Source organism: Stenotrophomonas maltophilia group sp. Smal32, from assembly GCF_030237085.1.
Taxonomy (GTDB): domain Bacteria; phylum Pseudomonadota; class Gammaproteobacteria; order Xanthomonadales; family Xanthomonadaceae; genus Stenotrophomonas; species Stenotrophomonas maltophilia_Q.
Genome location: NZ_JASJSI010000005.1, coordinates 71,964 through 88,840, shown reverse-complemented (window position 1 = coordinate 88,840; position 16,877 = coordinate 71,964). Strand labels below are relative to the sequence as shown.

Sequence of the window (16,877 nt, the reverse complement as noted above, 5' to 3'; positions counted from 1 at the left end):
TTCGTCGCATATGGCTGGCCGGATCGGCTTACTTGCGCTTCTTGCGCACGTACAGCACCAGCGAGTGCTCTTCCAGCTCGTAGCCGTGGTCGGCTGCGATCTTGCGCTGCAGCTCCTCGATCTCGTGGCTTTCGAACTCGATGATCTTGCCGCTGTCCACGTCGACCATATGGTCGTGGTGGCCGCCACGGTCCAGCTCGTAGACGGCCTGGCCGCCTTCGAAATTGTGCTTGAGCACGAGGCCGGCGGCCTCGAACTGGGTCAGCACCCGGTAGACCGTAGCCAGGCCGATCTCATCGCCATGCTCCAGCAGCTGGCGGTAGATGTCTTCGGCGGTCATGTGGTGCTGGGCATTGCGCTGTTCGAGCAGCGCCAGGATCCGCATCCGTGGATGGGTCACCTTCAGGCCGACTTTTCGCAGGTCGTGGGTTTCCATAGGTCTCCGTTCATTGGCGATTTAGCGCCAGCTGCCTCGGATTGGGTCGCGGTGGCACGCCGGGAGTGTATCATCGGTTTGATTTCCCCAACCGCCAGTCCCGATGCGCAATCTCCTGTTGGTCGCCGCCGTCGCCCTGTCCACCACCGGGTGCGGCATCATCTACAAGCAACCCATCTATCAGGGCAACCTGATCCGGGAAGATGCCGTGGCCAAGCTGCAGGTCGGGCAGAGCAAGCAGCAGGTCACCGCGCTGCTGGGCACCCCGTCCATTCCCGATCCGTTCCACGCCCAGCGCTGGGACTACACCTCCAGCCAGCGCGTGAACCGCCTGGGCCGTACCGAAGTGAAGAACTTCGTGGTGTTCTTCGAGAATGACACCGTGACCCGTTGGGAAGGCGACTACTTCCCGGGCAACGACAAGGCCCTGGCCCAGCAGACCGTGCGCCAGTTCGGCCGCAACCTGCCGAAGGACAAGAAGAAGAAGGGCCGCTGAGGCCCACTGCCCGTCCCCACGGACGGGTTGCGGGCATCAACCGCCGAGCGCGCGTCGCCGGCGGTTGTCCTTGGGGTCGGCCAGCAACGGGCGTAGCAGCTCGATGCGGTCACCCTCCAGCAACACCTGCTGCGGGCGCGCCAGTACGCCATGCACGGCCACGGCCGGGCATCGGTCACTGCCTTCCAGCGCGGCGGCGGCAATGGCATCGGCCACGGTCGCGCCCTCGTCCAGCTGCAGCCGGCGCGACAGCACCTGCTGCGGCCAGGCCAGCACCACCTCGACCTCGATCATCGCTCAGGCCTCGTCGGCGACGCGGACGAAATCATTGACCATCCGATCGGCCAGACCCTGGAAGCCGATCGCCAGGGCCGGTCCGAGCAGGCGCGAGCTGGGCTCGAATTCCAGGGTCAGGGTGACCTTGCAGGCGTCCTCGGCCAGCGCATGGAATTCCCAGCGGCCGTGCAACTGCTTGAACGGGCCATCGCGCAGCTGCATGTCGATGCTGTGCGGGCGTTGCAGGGTGTTTTCGGTCTGGAACCAGGTGCTGAACGAACCCAGGCCCAGGTCCAGGCGGGCCACCAGCCGGTCCTCGCCCTGCTCCAGGATCTGGGCAGCCGAGCACCAGCGGAAGCGGCGCGGATAGGCCTGGACATCGTTGACCAGGTCGAACATGCGCGCGGACGAATGCTCGACCAGGGCGCTGCGGCGGATAGTAGGCATGAATACAGGACGTTTCGGCAATCGACCGGGCGGGCCCGAATCGGAGACAATACGGAAATGAGCAAGAACAGCGGCAAGGATAAAGCAAAGAGCGCGACGGCCAACAAGACCATCGCGTTGAACAAGCGTGCCCGCCACGAGTACCACATCGAAGAACGCTTCGAGGCCGGCCTGGCACTGCAGGGCTGGGAGGTGAAGTCGATCCGCGCTGGCCGCGGCAACATCATCGATGCCTACGCCTACGTGAAGCACGGCGAGATCTTCCTGATCGGTGCCCAGATCACCCCGTTGATCCAGGCCTCCACCCACGTGGTGGCCAACGACCGGCGCGAGCGCAAGCTGCTGCTGCACCGGAGCGAGATCGACAAGCTGGTCGGCAAGGTCGAGCGCGATGGCTACACGATCGTGCCCACCGCGATGTACTGGAGCAAGAACAAGATCAAGCTCGAAGTCGCGCTGGCCAAGGGCAAGCAGACCCACGACAAGCGCGACGCCGCCAAGGACCGCGACTGGGCGATCGAGAAGCAGCGCGTGATGCGTCGCGGCAACCGCGACGCATAAGGCTGCAATACCGGGCCATGCCCGGCGGCCTTGGCCTTCTGTAAAGCCGAGCCACGCTCGGCTGCCGTGGCTTTCTGTAGAGCCGAGCCATGCTCGGCTGCCGTGGCTTTCTGTAGAGCCGAGCCATGCTCGGCTTCGGCGAAGAAGCCGTCGAGCATGGCTCGACTCTACAATAGGCGGATCACCCCGCCAGTACGCCCTGCCCGCGCATGCGCGGCGCCAGCGCCGCGTGCATCACCGCCAGGTGCATCACCACCGCCAGTTCCGGCGCGTAGCGATCATCCCCCGCCCGCCACTGCTGGGCCAGCTGCGCGGCATCATCCGGCAGCAACGACAGCAGCTGGGCATCATCCATCGCATCGGCCGCGCCCTGCAGCTGGCGCGCCATCTGCCGCGACTGCCACACGTGCACGCCAATACTGAGACTGGCCAGCGACATCAGGACCACGGCCAGCCCGTGCTCGAACCACTGCGACAGCACTTCCGGCCCCCACAGCAGGGCCGCCAGTACGGCCAGGCCCGGCAGGCGCCACCCCAGCCAATGGATGCGACCGCGCTGCGACCAGTGCACCACCACCGCGCTGGCGATCAGCGCGGCCGCAGCCGTGGCCGGCAGCTCGGTCAGCCAGGTGGCCGCCAGCAGCACCGCCAGCAACGCCCAGACCCAGACCGGCGGCAACGCGCGCCGCTGGTAGTCGGCACCGACCGGCCCGATCAGCTGTCGCAGGCTGCGTTGTTGGCTTGCATCGGTCACCCACCGTCTCCGTGTCTGTCCTGGCTTGGCTGGTCGTCGCCAGTGTGTCGCAAATCCGTGCCAATGACGTTACCAATCCGCTATGACGGCGGCTCTACAACTTGTTGTGGATTGCCAAGGTGACTGTTCAGGCGTTTTGCCGTAGCATTGCAAGCGTTGGGCAGGCCCTGACCGTGGCAACGCGGGATCGGCCCTGTACCTTGCAGCACTGTAGAAACCGGGGGTGCATTGTCCCCGTGACGCCATCGGCGCCGGTTTCCAGAAAGCAGAAATAACGAAGCCCATCAATGTCTTAGCTTGATGGGCTTTTTTGTTTATGACTGCCGCATGGGCAGAAATGGGCATGGATTGGCAGCAACTTGCCAGCTTTCTTGCCAGCTTTTGAAGCTGGCAGCCAGCGGCACTCACTGCCCAGGTGGATCGCCAAGCTGCTGATTCTCGTCTTCCAACGATTTGATACGGTCGCCGATCAAAGCTTGAAGTTGATCGTGCTTGTCCGACAGACCGAACCAAAGAGCGTCTGCATCCTCTTGCCCAATTCTTGGCGATTGGGTCTTGACCACATCCGAAACGACATCGTCAATCAGACTCGTCACATCGGTCGAGTGCAGTCGCGCCCTAAGCGGAACAAGGTCCGCCAACGCCTTGCGAAGTTCTTCGTCTAGTTCGGGCGGCAAGCGAGCATTTTTCCATCCTATGGAAGCGAGTGAGGAGACCGCTCGAACCCGCTCAAGATGACATTGTGAGCACTTTCGCAGAAGATTCGTGACCATGGGCTGCAACGCCAGCATGTTCGCGCGTTCGGCTTCCAGGCGCCGCATCCGCAGCAAGTCATAGCGCTGCTCCCGACGCAGATCCTTCTCGTGCCGCCTTCGCCCCTTTTCGGTGACGTTATCCTGAAGCCACTTAAGGACGAAGCCCAGAATCAATGTAGCCACCGGCACCAGCCACTTCCAGTCCTCGCCAGCACTCGCCGCTGCGGCGGTCGCCGGCGTCGCCTTGACGGTCGCCAAGAAAAGAGCTTCCAGCATCTTCAACTCCCTCTGCATTGTCTGCCATTGCAATTGCAAATCTTAGGAGGCCAGAGGATCGGCCAAGCGGAGCTACTCCCGAATTGTTAGCTGCTCTCCGACGACTTCATGGAACCGAAACGGGTGGTTACCTAAACGGTCAGACAACTCGTCGACCCGTTTCGTCCAGTCTGCCTCCTGATCTGGCTTGAGCGGACCATTCATCTCCTCAGACCACGCACTCAGATCTGCGAAAAAACTGTCGCGCAGATACTTTCCCGCAGCGTCACTAAAGAGGTACTGCGCCTGCCAGGACGCGTGAATGGCACTCAGCTGCAACGGCCTAGTGAAATCCCGGCCCTCAATAGTTTCAGAGTAAATTCGCTCGACTTCGCGCCAAAGCGCCCACCGTCGATCAAACAGATCAACCTTGATCTTGTGCCGCGCTGTCAGCCAATTCCTCCAGGTCAAATAGAGGACGATCAGCGGTGTAAAGAGCGCGGCGGCCTTCAAAAGGCCAGCCACATGGCGATCCGCACGCAACAGAGCATCGCTCGGAAGATGTCCCGCGAACCCAATCCAGTACGCTGCCCACGCGGTCCCAAAAGCAACGACCACAGCAGCTATCGCAAACGCAATTCCCTGCCAGCGACCTGACATATTCTCTCCCATTCGTTCAGGAACTTTAGCAGAGCGATGGCGGCCCGGGCAGGCTACCGCGGTTGGACCGCTAATCTGTGCTACTCGCCTTCCATCCCCGGAAACGGAGGCTTCAAGCGGCCCTTGGCCAGCCGATTGCCTCGGATCGCTTCTCGCCATCCGACGATCTTCGCCACGTCGTCCCGCAGCCTCGCCTCGTGCTTGGTCACCCAGAGCTCGGCGCCGGCGCACCCCATTGACGGACTGCCATGCGCACAAACTCCTTTGCGTCCATAGCATCCACCGGAGAGGTCTCGCTGTGAACGTAGTAGTCCCCCACCCTTACTCGCCCAAGGGTTCCACATCACAGGACAGGTGTAGCAGGAATTCTGCGTCCTCCTGCTCGTCATCAACAGGCTCGATCCCGAGCTCTTCCCGCAACTCCTGGGACAACCACTTGGCATGCGACCTGACAGTGTCAACGACGACACTCCCGTAAGCCATTACGTCCTCGGCAATCAAGGACGTTGAACACGAGGTGCCTATAACGGGAATTCACATGCGACCGCCAGTGCCGGAGAGGGGGTGACCGTGCCGCGATCCTATCTCACCGACTGAGACACCGGTAGGCCGGCACAGCCTGTCCAACCAGGTTCGGTGGCTCCGAGTCAAGCCAAAGGCGACTCTGTGCCGGCGCTGCGCTGCCCAGGCGCCCCTGGGTTGAGCTGCCTGCGCCAGAACGTAATGCCTCATCAGATCTGGCTGAGAGGGGTGGCTGCAGCTATAGACAGGCCGAGATACTGGCGCTATAACTACCTCAAATGTTAACGATAAATGAACATTCAATTCATAAATTATTGACATTGGCATTGAACGCCAAGCCACGAAATCGATACCGCGAGCTTCCCTCGTTCCACCTGTTTAAAGCGCACACCGACAAAGACAGCACAAGGTAAGAGAAATGACTAGAAGATCTTGGCGAGCCACTGCAATTGTCATAGCAGGCCTCCTGACTGTGATGCTGCTGTACAGAATCAATGTCGGCAACAATGCAGACCCTGAATCTGGATCGACCAGTAGAGCGGGTGCAGGCGACATCACACCTGCACATTCAGGTGGATCGGCACACCTCAATGCCGAGGTCAAGAATGACCGAAACCAGCTCAAACCAGTGGCTAGAGTCCCTGGCAGCTTTCAATCCCACTTCATGGATGTAAAACGAAGAGCAGAGCATGGCTCTCCAGAAGCACAAAGAGAGCTATCCGAGATCTATGGAAGATGCATGGCGATCGGCACATCGCCAACGAAGTTTCTCGCCGGAATTGATGCAATCAGCAAGCAATCCCGCGACGCCAGATCATCAGCGCTGCTTATAGATGCAGCCAACGACCTGGTAACAACATGCGCCGAGGTGGATGGCGGAGCTCCAGTCCCTGTCGATGCCAACAAGCTATGGCTCGAAGCAGCAGCAAGCGGAGGCGACCTAGCGGCGCAGGTCCGTCTGAAAATGATGTATCCATATGACTCGGTCAACTACGAGATCGAGACTTTGTATAAGAACGCAGTCGCCGCAGGAGACGAACGAGCTCTATTCGACCTAGGGCAGTTACTTCTGCAGAAGAATGACATTCCAGAAACGAAGTATTCCGGAGCCCTTTCAGGGAAGCTGGGACCGTACGCACTCCAGATTGCAGCGTGCAGATATGGACTCGACTGCAGCGCCAAATCCGAAGTAATGAAATCGCTATGCCTCAACACGACTGCGTGCAATTTCACCGATTACGAGAGCTTCATCCGATCAATGATCATCCCAAAGAGCGAGACAGAACAACTAAACGATAAGATAAATAGAATAATCACAACACTACCCAACTGAGAATAAGGAAATTTCATGGAAAAGCAAAGTAAAAGGCGCAGAAGAATTGGAATTATTCTGGCAATGATGGCATTCGCAGCAATTGCAAAATCCATCTCCATTGACGCCACAAAGCTACCCTACAGCCAAGTGGCTCCCGCTGAAGAAGTAGGCGTTTCCGACATGGTGGAACACCGACTTGCCGCTCTCTTGGGGCTGGTCAGCATGTATCGGACTGTGAATGGCTTTGCATCAGTCCCCGTCGGCACAACAGTCAAAGTGACCTACTATGACGGCAGCAAGGAGGAGGCATTGGTCACATGCCTGGCCGGATCGCCCTGTGTTCAACCTGTTCCTGGAACGCAGAAAGCAGCTCCGGATGAAAATGGTGGCGGGATGGCCGGCGGCGGCGGAGACATGGGCGATTGGGGCGGTCATGGCGGAGGGATTGGCGGACCGAGCTTGGGCGGTGGTTGCGTAGGCAGATGCAACGGCGATGTAGAGGTCGGACCGATTCAGCAGATCTGATACAGTTGTGACAGACCCAGCCCCAACAGGAGCTGGGTTTTTTATTGATGCACTAAAATCTTAGGTCTCGCGAACCGTACTCTAATAGACAGCGGTGATCTGGGCGGAATAGCGAATGGCCGGATTACATCGTGCTGGCCTAATGGCTCCGTGAGCGCCCAGGGCAGTTGAAGGGGCCGCCGAAGCGGTCCCTGGGACCTCACAAGTCCGGCAAGCCCAATCGTCTCCGCATGGCCGCGAGGAGCACGAATGAGGTCCGCACCAGCGCGTGCTGGTCACGTGTCAGCTGGTCATACATATCCAGCACCTCCGGCGGGATCTGCCCTAGCCGGCCTGCTTTGAAGGCCTCCATCGAGACCACCTGAGCCTTGTGGCGCTCATCTTCCATGCCCTTCTCCAGCGTCTGGCGGCGGGAGTGCCGCCCCCTCGATGCCTTGGACCCCACCTCCAAGCCTGTTGCAGGCGAAAGAAAGCCAGCACCACTGTCCCTCGACTGGGCTTTCTCCTGCGATCCCTTTCCACTGGCCACCACCTGCAAGTCCTTCTTGTCCATCAACCAATGCCCCTGTATCGATAGGGCCGGCACCATCGCCGGCGTCTTCACATTGGTTTCATCCAAGCAGATCCGATGGCGGCGCAAAGTTGCAGCAACTACTCCGTCACGGCTTTGTTCAGACGCGCGGCCAGCTTCGGGTTGAGGATGACGCCGGCCTCGGCCCTGGCGCTATAGCGGGCGCGGTTCTTGATGGACTGCTGCAGACCGCTCGAGGTGATCGCCAGCTCCGGGTTGGCCTTGTTGAAGGCGCCGATCTTGCTGAGCACCGAAGCCCGGTCGCTGGCGTCGCCGTTGCGCAGGGCCATGGCGAAGGCGTTCACCAGCGACTTGCGGCGGTCGAGAATGTGCTGCTCGTAGTTCTTCAGCGCGCGCGTCGTCTCGTACTGCCTGGACACCTTCTCCGGCGCAAAGCCGTTGGCCTGGAGCAGGATCTCCCAGGGCGACAGATCAGCCACGACGGGGTCGCCGCGCAGGGTGTTCACGCCTTGGGTGGCGTAGCGGCCCGCCTTGATCATGTCCTTCAGGCCCTTCGGCAGCATGGTCTCGACGCCGCGCATGATGTGGCCCTCGTCGACCTGCTGCTTGCCGACCAGCACGTTCTTCAGCACGCCACCCATCGGGCCCGCCGCCTGCTCGAGCAGGTTGTTGAACATGCCGCGGCCGTCGAGCTCGCGATCAGCATCACGGATCCACAGGCTGTCGAGCCCGACGCGGCCGGAAATGTTCGCTCCGGTCAGCTTATCGGCCGGGCCATGTAGCAGCAGATCCGCGCCGCTCTGCCCCAGCATGCCGGTGAGGAATGCCCGCAGTTCCGTTTCGGCATCCCAGGGCTCGTCGTCATCGCCGAAGGTGGCCTGGATCCCGTTCAACGCCCCCATGATCATGCCCATCATTGGCAGGCCCATCGCGCCCGAGAACAACGCGCTCATGCCCAGCAGGCCGGTCAAGTTGCGACGGGCGACCTGGCGCACCTGCGGATCCTGCCCCTTGGTCGCCTGCCACACCATGCGCCCGAGCGCCCAGGTCATGTTCAGGCTGTACTGCCGGAACATCAGCAGCACCTTGGCGGTGCCGCTCTGCATGAAGCGGGCACGGTTGGCGTTGCTGTAGTCGAAGTGGGTGTCGAAGATGGCGTCCCGGGCGAATTTCACCGCCTCGTCGAACGACTTGCCATCCGCGCGCGCCAGACGGTAGGCGGCCATACCCGTCGCCTCGCGGTTGATGACCTCGGTCTTGTGGAAGCCCCAGCCGATGATCTCCATGGCCTTGCTCCAGGCCGGGTTGTAGCCCGTCATGCCGCCTTCGGCGATGCCGGCCAGGTTGTGGGCCTGCGTCTTCTCGATCGCGCCGGCGACTTCCAGCGCCTGGTAGGCACGGAGCTCGTCGGGGTCGGTCAGGGTCTTCTGGATGTTGCCCACCGTGCGCACAGCATCACGGCTGGCGGCCAGCAGGTAGTTCATGGCCTTGACCCCGCCGTGGCGGGCGGCCAGGTAGGGGTAGCTGACCAGGGCCGTCTGGGTCACGTTCACCAGCGCCGCGGCTGGCGTGGCGCCCAGGTAGTAGGTGAAGCCGAACGACGAGATCAGGTTGGTCAGCGCCGAGTCGGTCGGGTTCATGATCCATTCGTGCCGCTTGCCCAGCTCTTCCAGGAGGGCGTCGCCGGCCACGATCTTTCGTGTGTCGACGCTGGGAGATGCCTGGATCTCCTTTTGTGCCTCCTTGAGGTCGATCAGCACACCCTGCAGCTTGTGGGCGTATCGCAGTCGGGCCAGCTGGTGCGACCCGTGCTGCATGTTATAGGCGAAGGCACGCACGGCGTCAGGGTCGAAGCCAGGCACCGACTTGCGGTGGATCTGGTGCTTGCGCATCGACAGTTCCGGCATGGTCTGCAGGTACAGCTGGTACACCTGATCCTGGACAGCGTCGGAGACGTGGGACGTCCGCAGTTGATCGATCACATCGGCAACGAAGGTGCCGCTCGGTGCGTCGGTCGCCTTGCCCTCCATCTTCTGCCCTCGAGCGGTAATAGCCCACTCCCTGCGCTCGAGATCCTTCACGGCGCGGTCCAGCTCATTCAGCGATTCGAACATCAGGAATGTGTTGGTACCGTCCTTCTCCGCTGCAACGAAGAACTTGCCGAAGCGCTGCAGGGGGAAGTAGACACCCTGCAGGCGGGCGGACTCGAACTGCTCTCGGATCTTGATCACCAGCATGCGGCGGCTACTGTCGCTGAGGACCTGTCCCCCGACCAGGTCGCTGCCCTTCAAGTCCTCGATGCGTTGGACCAACGCCTCTTCGACCGCCTCGGACCTTGCTCGATACGCATCACGGAACTGCAGGTAGAACGACTTCGCTTCTGGCGACAGCTGAGACCACTGCTCAACCAACGGAGCGTACTGCCGGCGCCGGCGCGGCTCCGCCTTCAGCATGGCCTTCAGTGCTTTGACCTCATTCATGATGTTCGTCTTGGTGTCACCGCTGCGCTCCCGCATCTGCTGTTGCTTCACCTTGATGGCGTGCAGCACATTCTTGCGATTGACCTCCTGCAGGCCTTTCTCACCCGGCATCCGGAACTGCAGCGCCTGGTACTCACGTGAGGGGTCAACGCCGTCCATGGTGGCTTGGTGCATGAGATCGAACAGGCGCCGGCTTTCGGCCTTGTTCTTGCTGGCCCACTGGCGCGCCGCCTCCGCAATCGTGTCGGCCTCTGCCTGCAGCTTGTTCCGGTCCGCCTGCATCTCGGCCAGGTAGTCCGAATAGCGATCGATGGTTGGAAAGTAATCGCGCCCAAGCTCGGTCAGGTGTCGGGTTGCCAAAGCACCGAGCCAGGTGGGCCGCAACGTGTCTTTCACCTTGCTAGGGGAGAGGCCTTCCAAATTCTGCCGGGCACGCGCCAGCACTTCTTCTCCCTCAACACCCTGCTGGATAGCATCGATGTCCGCGAGAGCGTCCGCCGGCGGCATGCTGAAGAGGCGGCCGCGGGCGGCCCGTGTCACCTCGGCGCCGTTGGGCAGCACCACGCTCCAGGTGCGCGGCCCACGCTCAACCGGATCGGCCAGCACCTGGCCGCCGGTGCGCTCTGCCTCAGCGCGCGCGGCGCCAAGGGTCAGGAAGTCGGCCGGTCGGCCGCGCTCGTCGGCGAGATACCACTGATCATCGCGGCGGAGAAATCGACCGCCGTTCTGCTCGAGGAAGGCTTCGCCGCGGGCATCGATCTGCGGCTGCGCGAACGAGTAGGACCGGACCATTTCCCGCTGGGCCTGCGCTGACATGCCGGCGCGCAGGAAACCGTCGGCCTGGCTCAACAGGTCCCGAACCTCGGTCTCGGACCACTTGAGCGAGGGCATCACGCGGCGCAGGAAGCGGCGCACCGCTGAAGCGACACGGCTGGTGAAGCTGTTCCTGATCCCCCGCTCGGCCATGACGGCGATCGCTTCCTTGGCGAAGGTCTCACGATCGACAGTGCCGTAGCGCCTGGTCACATCAGCCAGCACCGACTTCAATGCAGCGGTACCGGTTCCGTCAGCGGCGAGCTTGTCGATCGCGTCAACGATCTGGGTCCAATCCTTGGCCCCCACCACGGACTCAACGCCGTAGTGCCCGATTGCCTCGTGGGCCAGCACCTGAGCAAAGCGCTGCTCGGTGGCGATGTTGCCGGCGTTGATCCAGACGGTGGGCCGCCCGTCGTACACACCTTCGGCCCGGCGATAGCCCGGATCGACCTTGGCGCTGGCTGGGAAGTCCTCGGCCGAGCGCACAACGACCACGCTGGGCGCGTTCTCGCCCCAGTGCTGGGTCAGGTCGGCTTTGAGCTGCAGCGCGCGGTCAAAGTCCAGGCCGCTGCCGGCAGCGGGTGCAGCGGGTGCAGCGGATCGATTTACCCGCCCGGCGGGCCCAGGTGCTTCAGCTCCGGATCCTTCGCCAGCTGCTCCTTCGCCCACTGGCCGGAGGCCCGATACTCGGCCTTCAGCGACTCGATCTCGGAGGGCGTCAGCATCGACACGTCCCTTGTCGAGGGTGAGGATGGTGCGGGCTTCGGACTCGGTGAGGCCTTCGAAGCCGTAGCCGAACTGGTCGCGCCACCAGGGTTCGATTGATCCGAAACGTTCACGGACGTCGGCCAGGCTCTGGGAGTTGAGGGCGATTTTCCGCGAATAGTCCTTGCCGGTCAAAGCGGTGGCCAGCACAACCTTCCCGCCGTTGTCCTCGATGTGGGTTTTCAGCTGGGCCAGCGTGCCGCCCTGGGTCAGGGTGTCATCGATCAGGACATAGTCGCGGCCCTTCTCCACCTTGCCGGTGAACGGGGGCTGGTTGGCCAGCCGGTGCAGGGCGTCGCCGGCACTACGGTTGACCTTCGCGGCCTGGACGATGTCTTCGGACACCTGCAGTCCCAGCCGCTGGGCCAGCACTTCGGCAGCCATCCGCGGAATCCGGTTGTTGCCCGTGGCTTCCTGGGACTGCACGGCCACCACCAGGGGCTTGCTGCCCTCCGGCAGCACAGCACGCACGTCCTCGACGAACTCCGGTGTGACGACGTCGCGCGCCACACGCAGCGCCGCCGCATCGTCGCCGGCCTTGGCTGCATCGTAGTCTGCATGCGCGCTCAGGCGCCCCGGACGATGTGCCGTGACAACGTCCGGGAAGTTGGCCTCCCACCCTCGCCGCGAGAAGAGAGGATCGGACGATCCCGCCGCGCTGTCCGCTGCTGCGGAGTCACCGCCCTGCCGGCCGGCCTCACCCGGCACAGACTTCGAAGTCTCAGAGTTCGATGCCGGTTTCGCCTTGGCGTCCCTCTTCACCACTGCCGCCTTGGCCGTCTTGGCGTCCCTTCTCGCCTTACGCTCAGGCTTCCCAAGCACGGAATCCAGATCGCGCGGAGCCGGGACAGTGCTATGCCAGCGTGGCACCTCATCCGGAAGAGCATTCCCTTCCTTGTCCACCATCTGCACCTTCACCTGCCAGCGCGGATCCTTCCCGGGCGGCCGGAACTCGATCACCCGATCCCGAGTGTTGCCATACGCGTTCACGATTCTTCCCGGCCGGAAGTAGGCACCAAGCGTGCCGATGTCATCCCGAACGTACTCGGGGGAGCCTGCCTTGATGCGGACCTTGGGCGTGTAGACCGGGCCGGGTTCATCTGCGGCTGGTGCTGCAGCAGCTGCAGGTTCACTTCCGCCCGTGGCCGGAACACTACCGGTTTCCGTCGGCACACCTGCGCTTTCGACAGGAGCGCTGACGCTCTGCCCCGTTTCACCTGCGTTCGGAACTGCCTGCGGCGCTGGCACTGCCTCCGCCGGCTTGCTCCTGGTGACGCGGCGAGTGGTCTTCTTCGGGTCGCGGACCCAAGACTTGAACTGCTCCTGCGACATTTCCTTGATGCCGCCGAGGCCGGTCCAGCCCTTCGAATAGTTGGCCAGGTAGGTGTCCCGCGCTTCCTGCTCCGAGGCGGTACCCATGATCACCTTGTGCTCGTCGAAGGATCCATCCTTGTTCACCTGGTCCACCACGTATACCGGCAGGGCCGGATCCTCAGCGCGGTCGGTCATGAATACGTCGACGTGGTCCTTGTCCTTGCCGACCGTGCCCTTGAAGTAGCCGTAGTGGTTCTTCAGCGCCGGCCAGCGAGGATCCCGCTGGCTACCTGCAGGGTTCTCGATGCTGATGTCGTGGCCGTTGATGCGGACATGGCCTTTCTTATAGTTACCAGCTTGCTTCTGCGCATCCGACGGGAGCGGCAGATCATTCACAGGGTTGGTCGCGGCTTCTGCTGCCGCGGTGGCCACCTTCGGCGCATCCGCGGGCACGGCGGCGCTGTCCTGAGCAGGCGTCGCCTCGGCAAGGGGCTGCGCCGGAGCAGTCTCGGCCAGGCTGGGTGCCTCCGTCGTGCCAACGGCGCCCGGCTCCGAAACCGGTTCGCCAGACACACCGGTGCCCGATTGCAGCGGTGCATCATTCGGTGCGAGCTGCAGGCCGCTGGCCAGCGGCGCCGACGCAGAGCGATCGGCAGGCGCTGCATCATCAAGCTGCAGGTCCGCAACCGGTGCCGCTTCCCTCAGCGGGTGCTGCGCCGGCGATGCCGGGCCTGCGGCCTCACTCCCAACCGAGCCGTCGGCATCCGTGGGCGGCTCGGTGAGGCCGCGTCGGCGCTCGCCCTTGACCTCGTCCAGCAGCGGGCGCACGCGGGCGCTGGGCAGGCCGTACTGGTCACGCATGGTGCGCAGCAGAGTCGGCGTGTTGATGCCTCCATGCGCCTCCACCTGGTACTGCAGACCGTTGTGCAGCAGTTGCTTGATGTCCGTCGAAGTCGGCTCGCGCAGGGCTTCGCCGGTCTGTGCATCGACCCACGGTGGCGCGGCTGGGGGCGGCAGCGGCGGTGCCGACGCCGCCGGCACTTCGGGAGTAGCCAGGCCTGCCTGGTCGCCCTGGACTTGCGGAGGCACGGGCTCGGCGATTGCCGCGGCAGCCGGTGCGATGGCAGTAGGTTCGTTGAGCCGCCGAGCCTGGGACACCAGGTTGGCGATACCTGCGATCGAGCTGGGCGCGGCGTCGGGGAAAGGCACTGTCGGCTGCGGGCGGGCAGCAACCCGGCGCCCATCGAAGGGCGCGGACATGCCGCGGCCCTGCGGGAACCGCATTTCGGGTTCAGCCATCACCTCCGGCCGGACACCACCGCGCGTGATGGTCCCATCCGGCGCCGCGGTCATCACTTCGGGCGGCGGGAGCGCGAGCATCTGTGGGATCGGGGGCGGCGGCAGCGATGGCGGCGTGGGAGCCGGCCTACGTGCCAAGCGCTCGCGCTCTGCATCGGCCTGCACAGCGGCCTGATTGTCGCCACGACTCGCGATGGCACCGCCGGCGGCCATTCCGCCGCCCAGCAAGCCGCCGATCGCCGCGCCGGTACCCGCGGCCTCGGGCACGCCCTCCCATGCCGCCTGGGTCGGGTCGACCTGCCGCTGACCGAGATTGCCGGCCAACTGCGACCCGCCTTCCTGGAGGCCTTCTTCGACAGTCTCGCGCGCGGCACCGGCCAGCATCGCCTTCGGCTTGCGTGCCAGACCGCGGGTGAAGACGTCAGCCTCGAACGGCGCCGCGATGCGGCCGGCAATCGCAGCGATTGGTGCCGTAATGGCTTGCGCTTCCATCGACGCGCCACGCGCGATCGTTTCCTTCACTGTTTGCGGGTCGCCGCCGGCGGCAACCATGCGCTTGTACTCCGGATTCGCGTCCCACACCGATTGCGGCTGTGCCATTGCCTGCTGGTACGTCTGCTGGCCTGCCGAACCGGTCTCCATCACCGTCGTCATGCCAGTGGCAGCGGCGGTCGCTGCCCGGTGTCCAGCGGCAGTCGCAGCCATTTCCGCGGCCTCGGTACCGAGGCCCTTGGCCAGCGCCCCGGCCATGGCCCGCTCGCCTGCCTGAGCCGCTGCAGCGCGCGTGCCAGCGCCCATCGTGGCGATGTTGGGCACCTGCTCGGCAAGGAAGTTTCCGATCAGCCGCGGCGAGGACAGCACCTTGCCAGCGCTGGCGAAGAAGCCCTTGGTGTCCTGCAGCTCCTGCTTTTCCTGCTTGAGCGCGTCCGACTGGCTCTCCCCGAGGTAGTCGGTTGCCATCTGCGTCGCCTTGGAGAGGCCAGCGCTGTCGGACCCAGCACGACGTCCACCCAAGATTTCCGACGGCGTACCCGGCACCAGAGCGGCCGTCTCCGACGCCCCCTTTACGCCCAAGCGATCCAAGCCGCGCAGGCCCTGCCGCACCAGGTTCGTCGGCTCCAGAGAGTTTCGTTGCTCGATGGCGCCACCAATGATGTTCGCAGCGCCGGTGGCGATGCCGAGACCGGTGTCCTTGATGGCCTCGCCCCAGGTACGTTCAGGGCGCTTGGCCACCTTCTGGAAAGGGTCTCCCTGGACAGGTGAAAGCGTCGGACGGCGCGCGATCTTATTGGTGCCTGCCGGTGCTGGTGCCTGAGTCGGCGCCTGGCCTGCGCCGAAAGGATTCCCATCGACCTTCTCGAACGTTGCCATCAGAGATTCACCTTCGAGTAGCTTCCATCGTTGTTCTGCACGTACCAGTTGCCATCGGGTGCCCTACGCGCACCGGTCACCGGCGGGGCTTCTTGTGGGCGCAGGCCGGCATAGAGCGGATCCGCATCGAGCTGGGCCAGAGCGGCGGTCTTCGCGGCTTCGTCCATCGTGACGTTCCCGGAAATGGCGTTGAATCGTTCGGTGTAGGACTTCAGGCGGTCGGCATCGGTGAGTTCGCCCGTCTGGCGCGGCGCCTGGGCCGCCCGCACGTTCTGTCCGTCGGCAGCAGTCACGGGGCGCCAGCCGCCGTCACTGCCCACAACCCCCATGCTTCCATCCGCCGCAATCGAGATCTCAGGCCGTCGGGCGATGCGGGCCGTCTCCAGCGACGCCTGGCGATTGGCGGCGTTGTCCTGCATCTGCGCATTGAACTGGCCTGCCTGCAGCGCGCGGTTCGCGTCGCCCTGGGCAGCGACGGCGTTGACCTGACCGGCAGCAAGATCGGCTTCGTCCTGCGTGCGGAGCGCAGATGCGCGCTCTGCCTGGCGCGCGCCGGCCTCGCCCAAGATCGCTTGCGCTACCGCGGCGCGACCACTCGGGCTGCCCTTCAGGCTGGCGCTGCCCATTGCGCGCGTGAGCTTGTCCACCGTGGTGTCGGCCGGATTCTCGATGATCCCGCCCTGACGTCCGCGCTGCGCAATCTGCGGAGTGGGCCGCGGAGCCACCACTGCCGGCGTTGCCGGCGCGGCAGCAAGGGGCGACACCAGGGGAGCCAGGGAGCCACTTGCCGGAGCGGCTGAGGCCGCCCCGCCGGCGGCTGCGATGGTGGCAGCGGACCCGGTGAACACCGAATTGCCGTTGGCATCTACGGTGCGGGTAACGCCCGCCGGCAACGCGGCGGTGCGGCCGTCCTGGGTCATGTAGGTGCTCGGCGCCGCTGCGGTGGTTGCCGCAGCCCGGGGAGCTACAGCACCTGCCGCACCCGCAAGTGGCGCTGTGGAGCTCACGCTGGAACTGACACCGGTGAAGTCCGCCCCGATCGACGGTCGCCCGGCCAGCCGGGAACCGCTGAGGGGCGCGGTCGAATCGACGCTGGCCGAGACCCCAGAGAAAGTGGGCTTAGGCCTCGGGGCTGACGGGAGGCGCAGTGGCGACAAGCGGCTCAGCGCTGCGGTGGCGCCGCCGACGGGATCCAGCTGGGTCGGCGCACGCAGTGGTTGCCCCTGCTCCGATGATGGTGCTGCACCCGCAACGGCCCTGCCGGCATCCCGTACGAACCCGCCGGCCTCACGCCCTGG

General features: G+C 63.9%; 13 protein-coding genes. 4 read left to right on the top strand and 9 right to left on the bottom strand.

Features of this window, described 5'->3' with window-relative positions; genetic code table 11:
* Positions 1-28 precede the first annotated feature (28 nt).
* Positions 29-436, bottom strand: a complete 408-nt coding sequence (gene fur / locus QRO91_RS02570; protein WP_005409235.1) for a ferric iron uptake transcriptional regulator — start codon at positions 434-436, stop codon at positions 29-31.
* Positions 437-539: 103 nt separating this feature from the next.
* Between fur and QRO91_RS02565 the strand changes: the two genes are divergently transcribed.
* Complete coding sequence (locus tag QRO91_RS02565; RefSeq protein ID WP_005409234.1) at positions 540-932, top strand: outer membrane protein assembly factor BamE; 393 nt, start codon at positions 540-542, stop codon at positions 930-932.
* 36 nt (positions 933-968) lie between these two features.
* Here QRO91_RS02565 and QRO91_RS02560 read toward each other — a convergent pair whose 3' ends face one another.
* Positions 969-1,226 (bottom strand): RnfH family protein, encoded by a 258-nt coding sequence (locus tag QRO91_RS02560; protein ID WP_005409233.1) that lies wholly within the window; start codon positions 1,224-1,226, stop codon positions 969-971.
* Between the two features lie 3 nt (positions 1,227-1,229).
* Positions 1,230-1,655 (bottom strand): type II toxin-antitoxin system RatA family toxin, encoded by a 426-nt coding sequence (locus QRO91_RS02555; RefSeq protein WP_005409232.1) that lies wholly within the window; start codon positions 1,653-1,655, stop codon positions 1,230-1,232.
* 57 nt (positions 1,656-1,712) lie between these two features.
* On the opposite strand from QRO91_RS02555, the gene smpB reads away from it, so the two are divergent.
* On the top strand, positions 1,713-2,216 hold the full coding sequence (gene smpB / locus QRO91_RS02550; protein WP_005409231.1) for an SsrA-binding protein SmpB: 504 nt from the start codon (positions 1,713-1,715) through the stop codon (positions 2,214-2,216).
* Positions 2,217-2,397: 181 nt separating this feature from the next.
* Here smpB and QRO91_RS02545 read toward each other — a convergent pair whose 3' ends face one another.
* The 3 genes from QRO91_RS02545 to QRO91_RS02535 all read right to left on the bottom strand — a co-directional run bounded on the left by QRO91_RS02545 (position 2,398) and on the right by QRO91_RS02535 (position 4,640).
* Positions 2,398-2,970, bottom strand: a complete 573-nt coding sequence (locus QRO91_RS02545; RefSeq protein ID WP_049429121.1) for a hypothetical protein — start codon at positions 2,968-2,970, stop codon at positions 2,398-2,400.
* 404 nt (positions 2,971-3,374) lie between these two features.
* Positions 3,375-4,001, bottom strand: coding sequence for a hypothetical protein (locus QRO91_RS02540; RefSeq protein WP_285310234.1), 627 nt, complete (start codon positions 3,999-4,001; stop codon positions 3,375-3,377).
* A 72-nt stretch (positions 4,002-4,073) separates the two neighbouring features.
* Positions 4,074-4,640, bottom strand: a complete 567-nt coding sequence (locus tag QRO91_RS02535) for a hypothetical protein (protein ID WP_285310233.1) — start codon at positions 4,638-4,640, stop codon at positions 4,074-4,076.
* Positions 4,641-5,580: 940 nt separating this feature from the next.
* On the opposite strand from QRO91_RS02535, the gene QRO91_RS02530 reads away from it, so the two are divergent.
* Positions 5,581-6,495 (top strand): sel1 repeat family protein, encoded by a 915-nt coding sequence (locus QRO91_RS02530; RefSeq protein WP_151458188.1) that lies wholly within the window; start codon positions 5,581-5,583, stop codon positions 6,493-6,495.
* A gap of 15 nt (positions 6,496-6,510) precedes the next feature.
* The gene (locus QRO91_RS02525) at positions 6,511-7,002 is read left to right on the top strand and encodes a hypothetical protein (RefSeq protein ID WP_151458189.1); all 492 of its coding nucleotides are present in this window, start codon (positions 6,511-6,513) and stop codon (positions 7,000-7,002) included.
* Between the two features lie 199 nt (positions 7,003-7,201).
* Here QRO91_RS02525 and QRO91_RS02520 read toward each other — a convergent pair whose 3' ends face one another.
* From QRO91_RS02520 to QRO91_RS02510, 3 genes are read right to left on the bottom strand one after another with little or no spacing between them, the layout of a single operon-like run.
* On the bottom strand, positions 7,202-7,621 hold the full coding sequence (locus QRO91_RS02520) for a hypothetical protein (RefSeq protein ID WP_151458190.1): 420 nt from the start codon (positions 7,619-7,621) through the stop codon (positions 7,202-7,204).
* Between the two features lie 32 nt (positions 7,622-7,653).
* The gene (locus QRO91_RS02515; RefSeq protein WP_049397352.1) at positions 7,654-15,579 is read right to left on the bottom strand and encodes a PLxRFG domain-containing protein; all 7,926 of its coding nucleotides are present in this window, start codon (positions 15,577-15,579) and stop codon (positions 7,654-7,656) included.
* A complete protein-coding gene (locus QRO91_RS02510; protein ID WP_049397354.1) occupies positions 15,579-16,499 on the bottom strand; it encodes a hypothetical protein in 921 nt (306 codons plus the stop codon). Before QRO91_RS02510 ends, QRO91_RS02515 begins: the two co-directional genes overlap by 1 nt.
* Positions 16,500-16,877: the final 378 nt, after the last annotated feature.

Excerpts from the sequence above, each read along its gene's own strand:
- QRO91_RS02540 (WP_285310234.1), bottom strand. The coding sequence starts at position 4,001 with ATGCTGGAAGCTCTTTTCTTGGCGACCGTCAAGGCGACGCCGGCGACC.
- QRO91_RS02555 (WP_005409232.1), bottom strand. The coding sequence starts at position 1,655 with ATGCCTACTATCCGCCGCAGCGCCCTGGTCGAGCATTCGTCCGCGCGC.
- smpB (WP_005409231.1), top strand. The coding sequence starts at position 1,713 with ATGAGCAAGAACAGCGGCAAGGATAAAGCAAAGAGCGCGACGGCCAAC.
- QRO91_RS02515 (WP_049397352.1), bottom strand. The coding sequence starts at position 15,579 with ATGGCAACGTTCGAGAAGGTCGATGGGAATCCTTTCGGCGCAGGCCAG.
- QRO91_RS02510 (WP_049397354.1), bottom strand. The coding sequence starts at position 16,499 with ATGACCCAGGACGGCCGCACCGCCGCGTTGCCGGCGGGCGTTACCCGC.
- QRO91_RS02565 (WP_005409234.1), top strand. The coding sequence starts at position 540 with ATGCGCAATCTCCTGTTGGTCGCCGCCGTCGCCCTGTCCACCACCGGG.
- QRO91_RS02530 (WP_151458188.1), top strand. The coding sequence starts at position 5,581 with ATGACTAGAAGATCTTGGCGAGCCACTGCAATTGTCATAGCAGGCCTC.
- QRO91_RS02560 (WP_005409233.1), bottom strand. The coding sequence starts at position 1,226 with ATGATCGAGGTCGAGGTGGTGCTGGCCTGGCCGCAGCAGGTGCTGTCG.
- QRO91_RS02525 (WP_151458189.1), top strand. The coding sequence starts at position 6,511 with ATGGAAAAGCAAAGTAAAAGGCGCAGAAGAATTGGAATTATTCTGGCA.
- fur (WP_005409235.1), bottom strand. The coding sequence starts at position 436 with ATGGAAACCCACGACCTGCGAAAAGTCGGCCTGAAGGTGACCCATCCA.
- QRO91_RS02535 (WP_285310233.1), bottom strand. The coding sequence starts at position 4,640 with ATGTCAGGTCGCTGGCAGGGAATTGCGTTTGCGATAGCTGCTGTGGTC.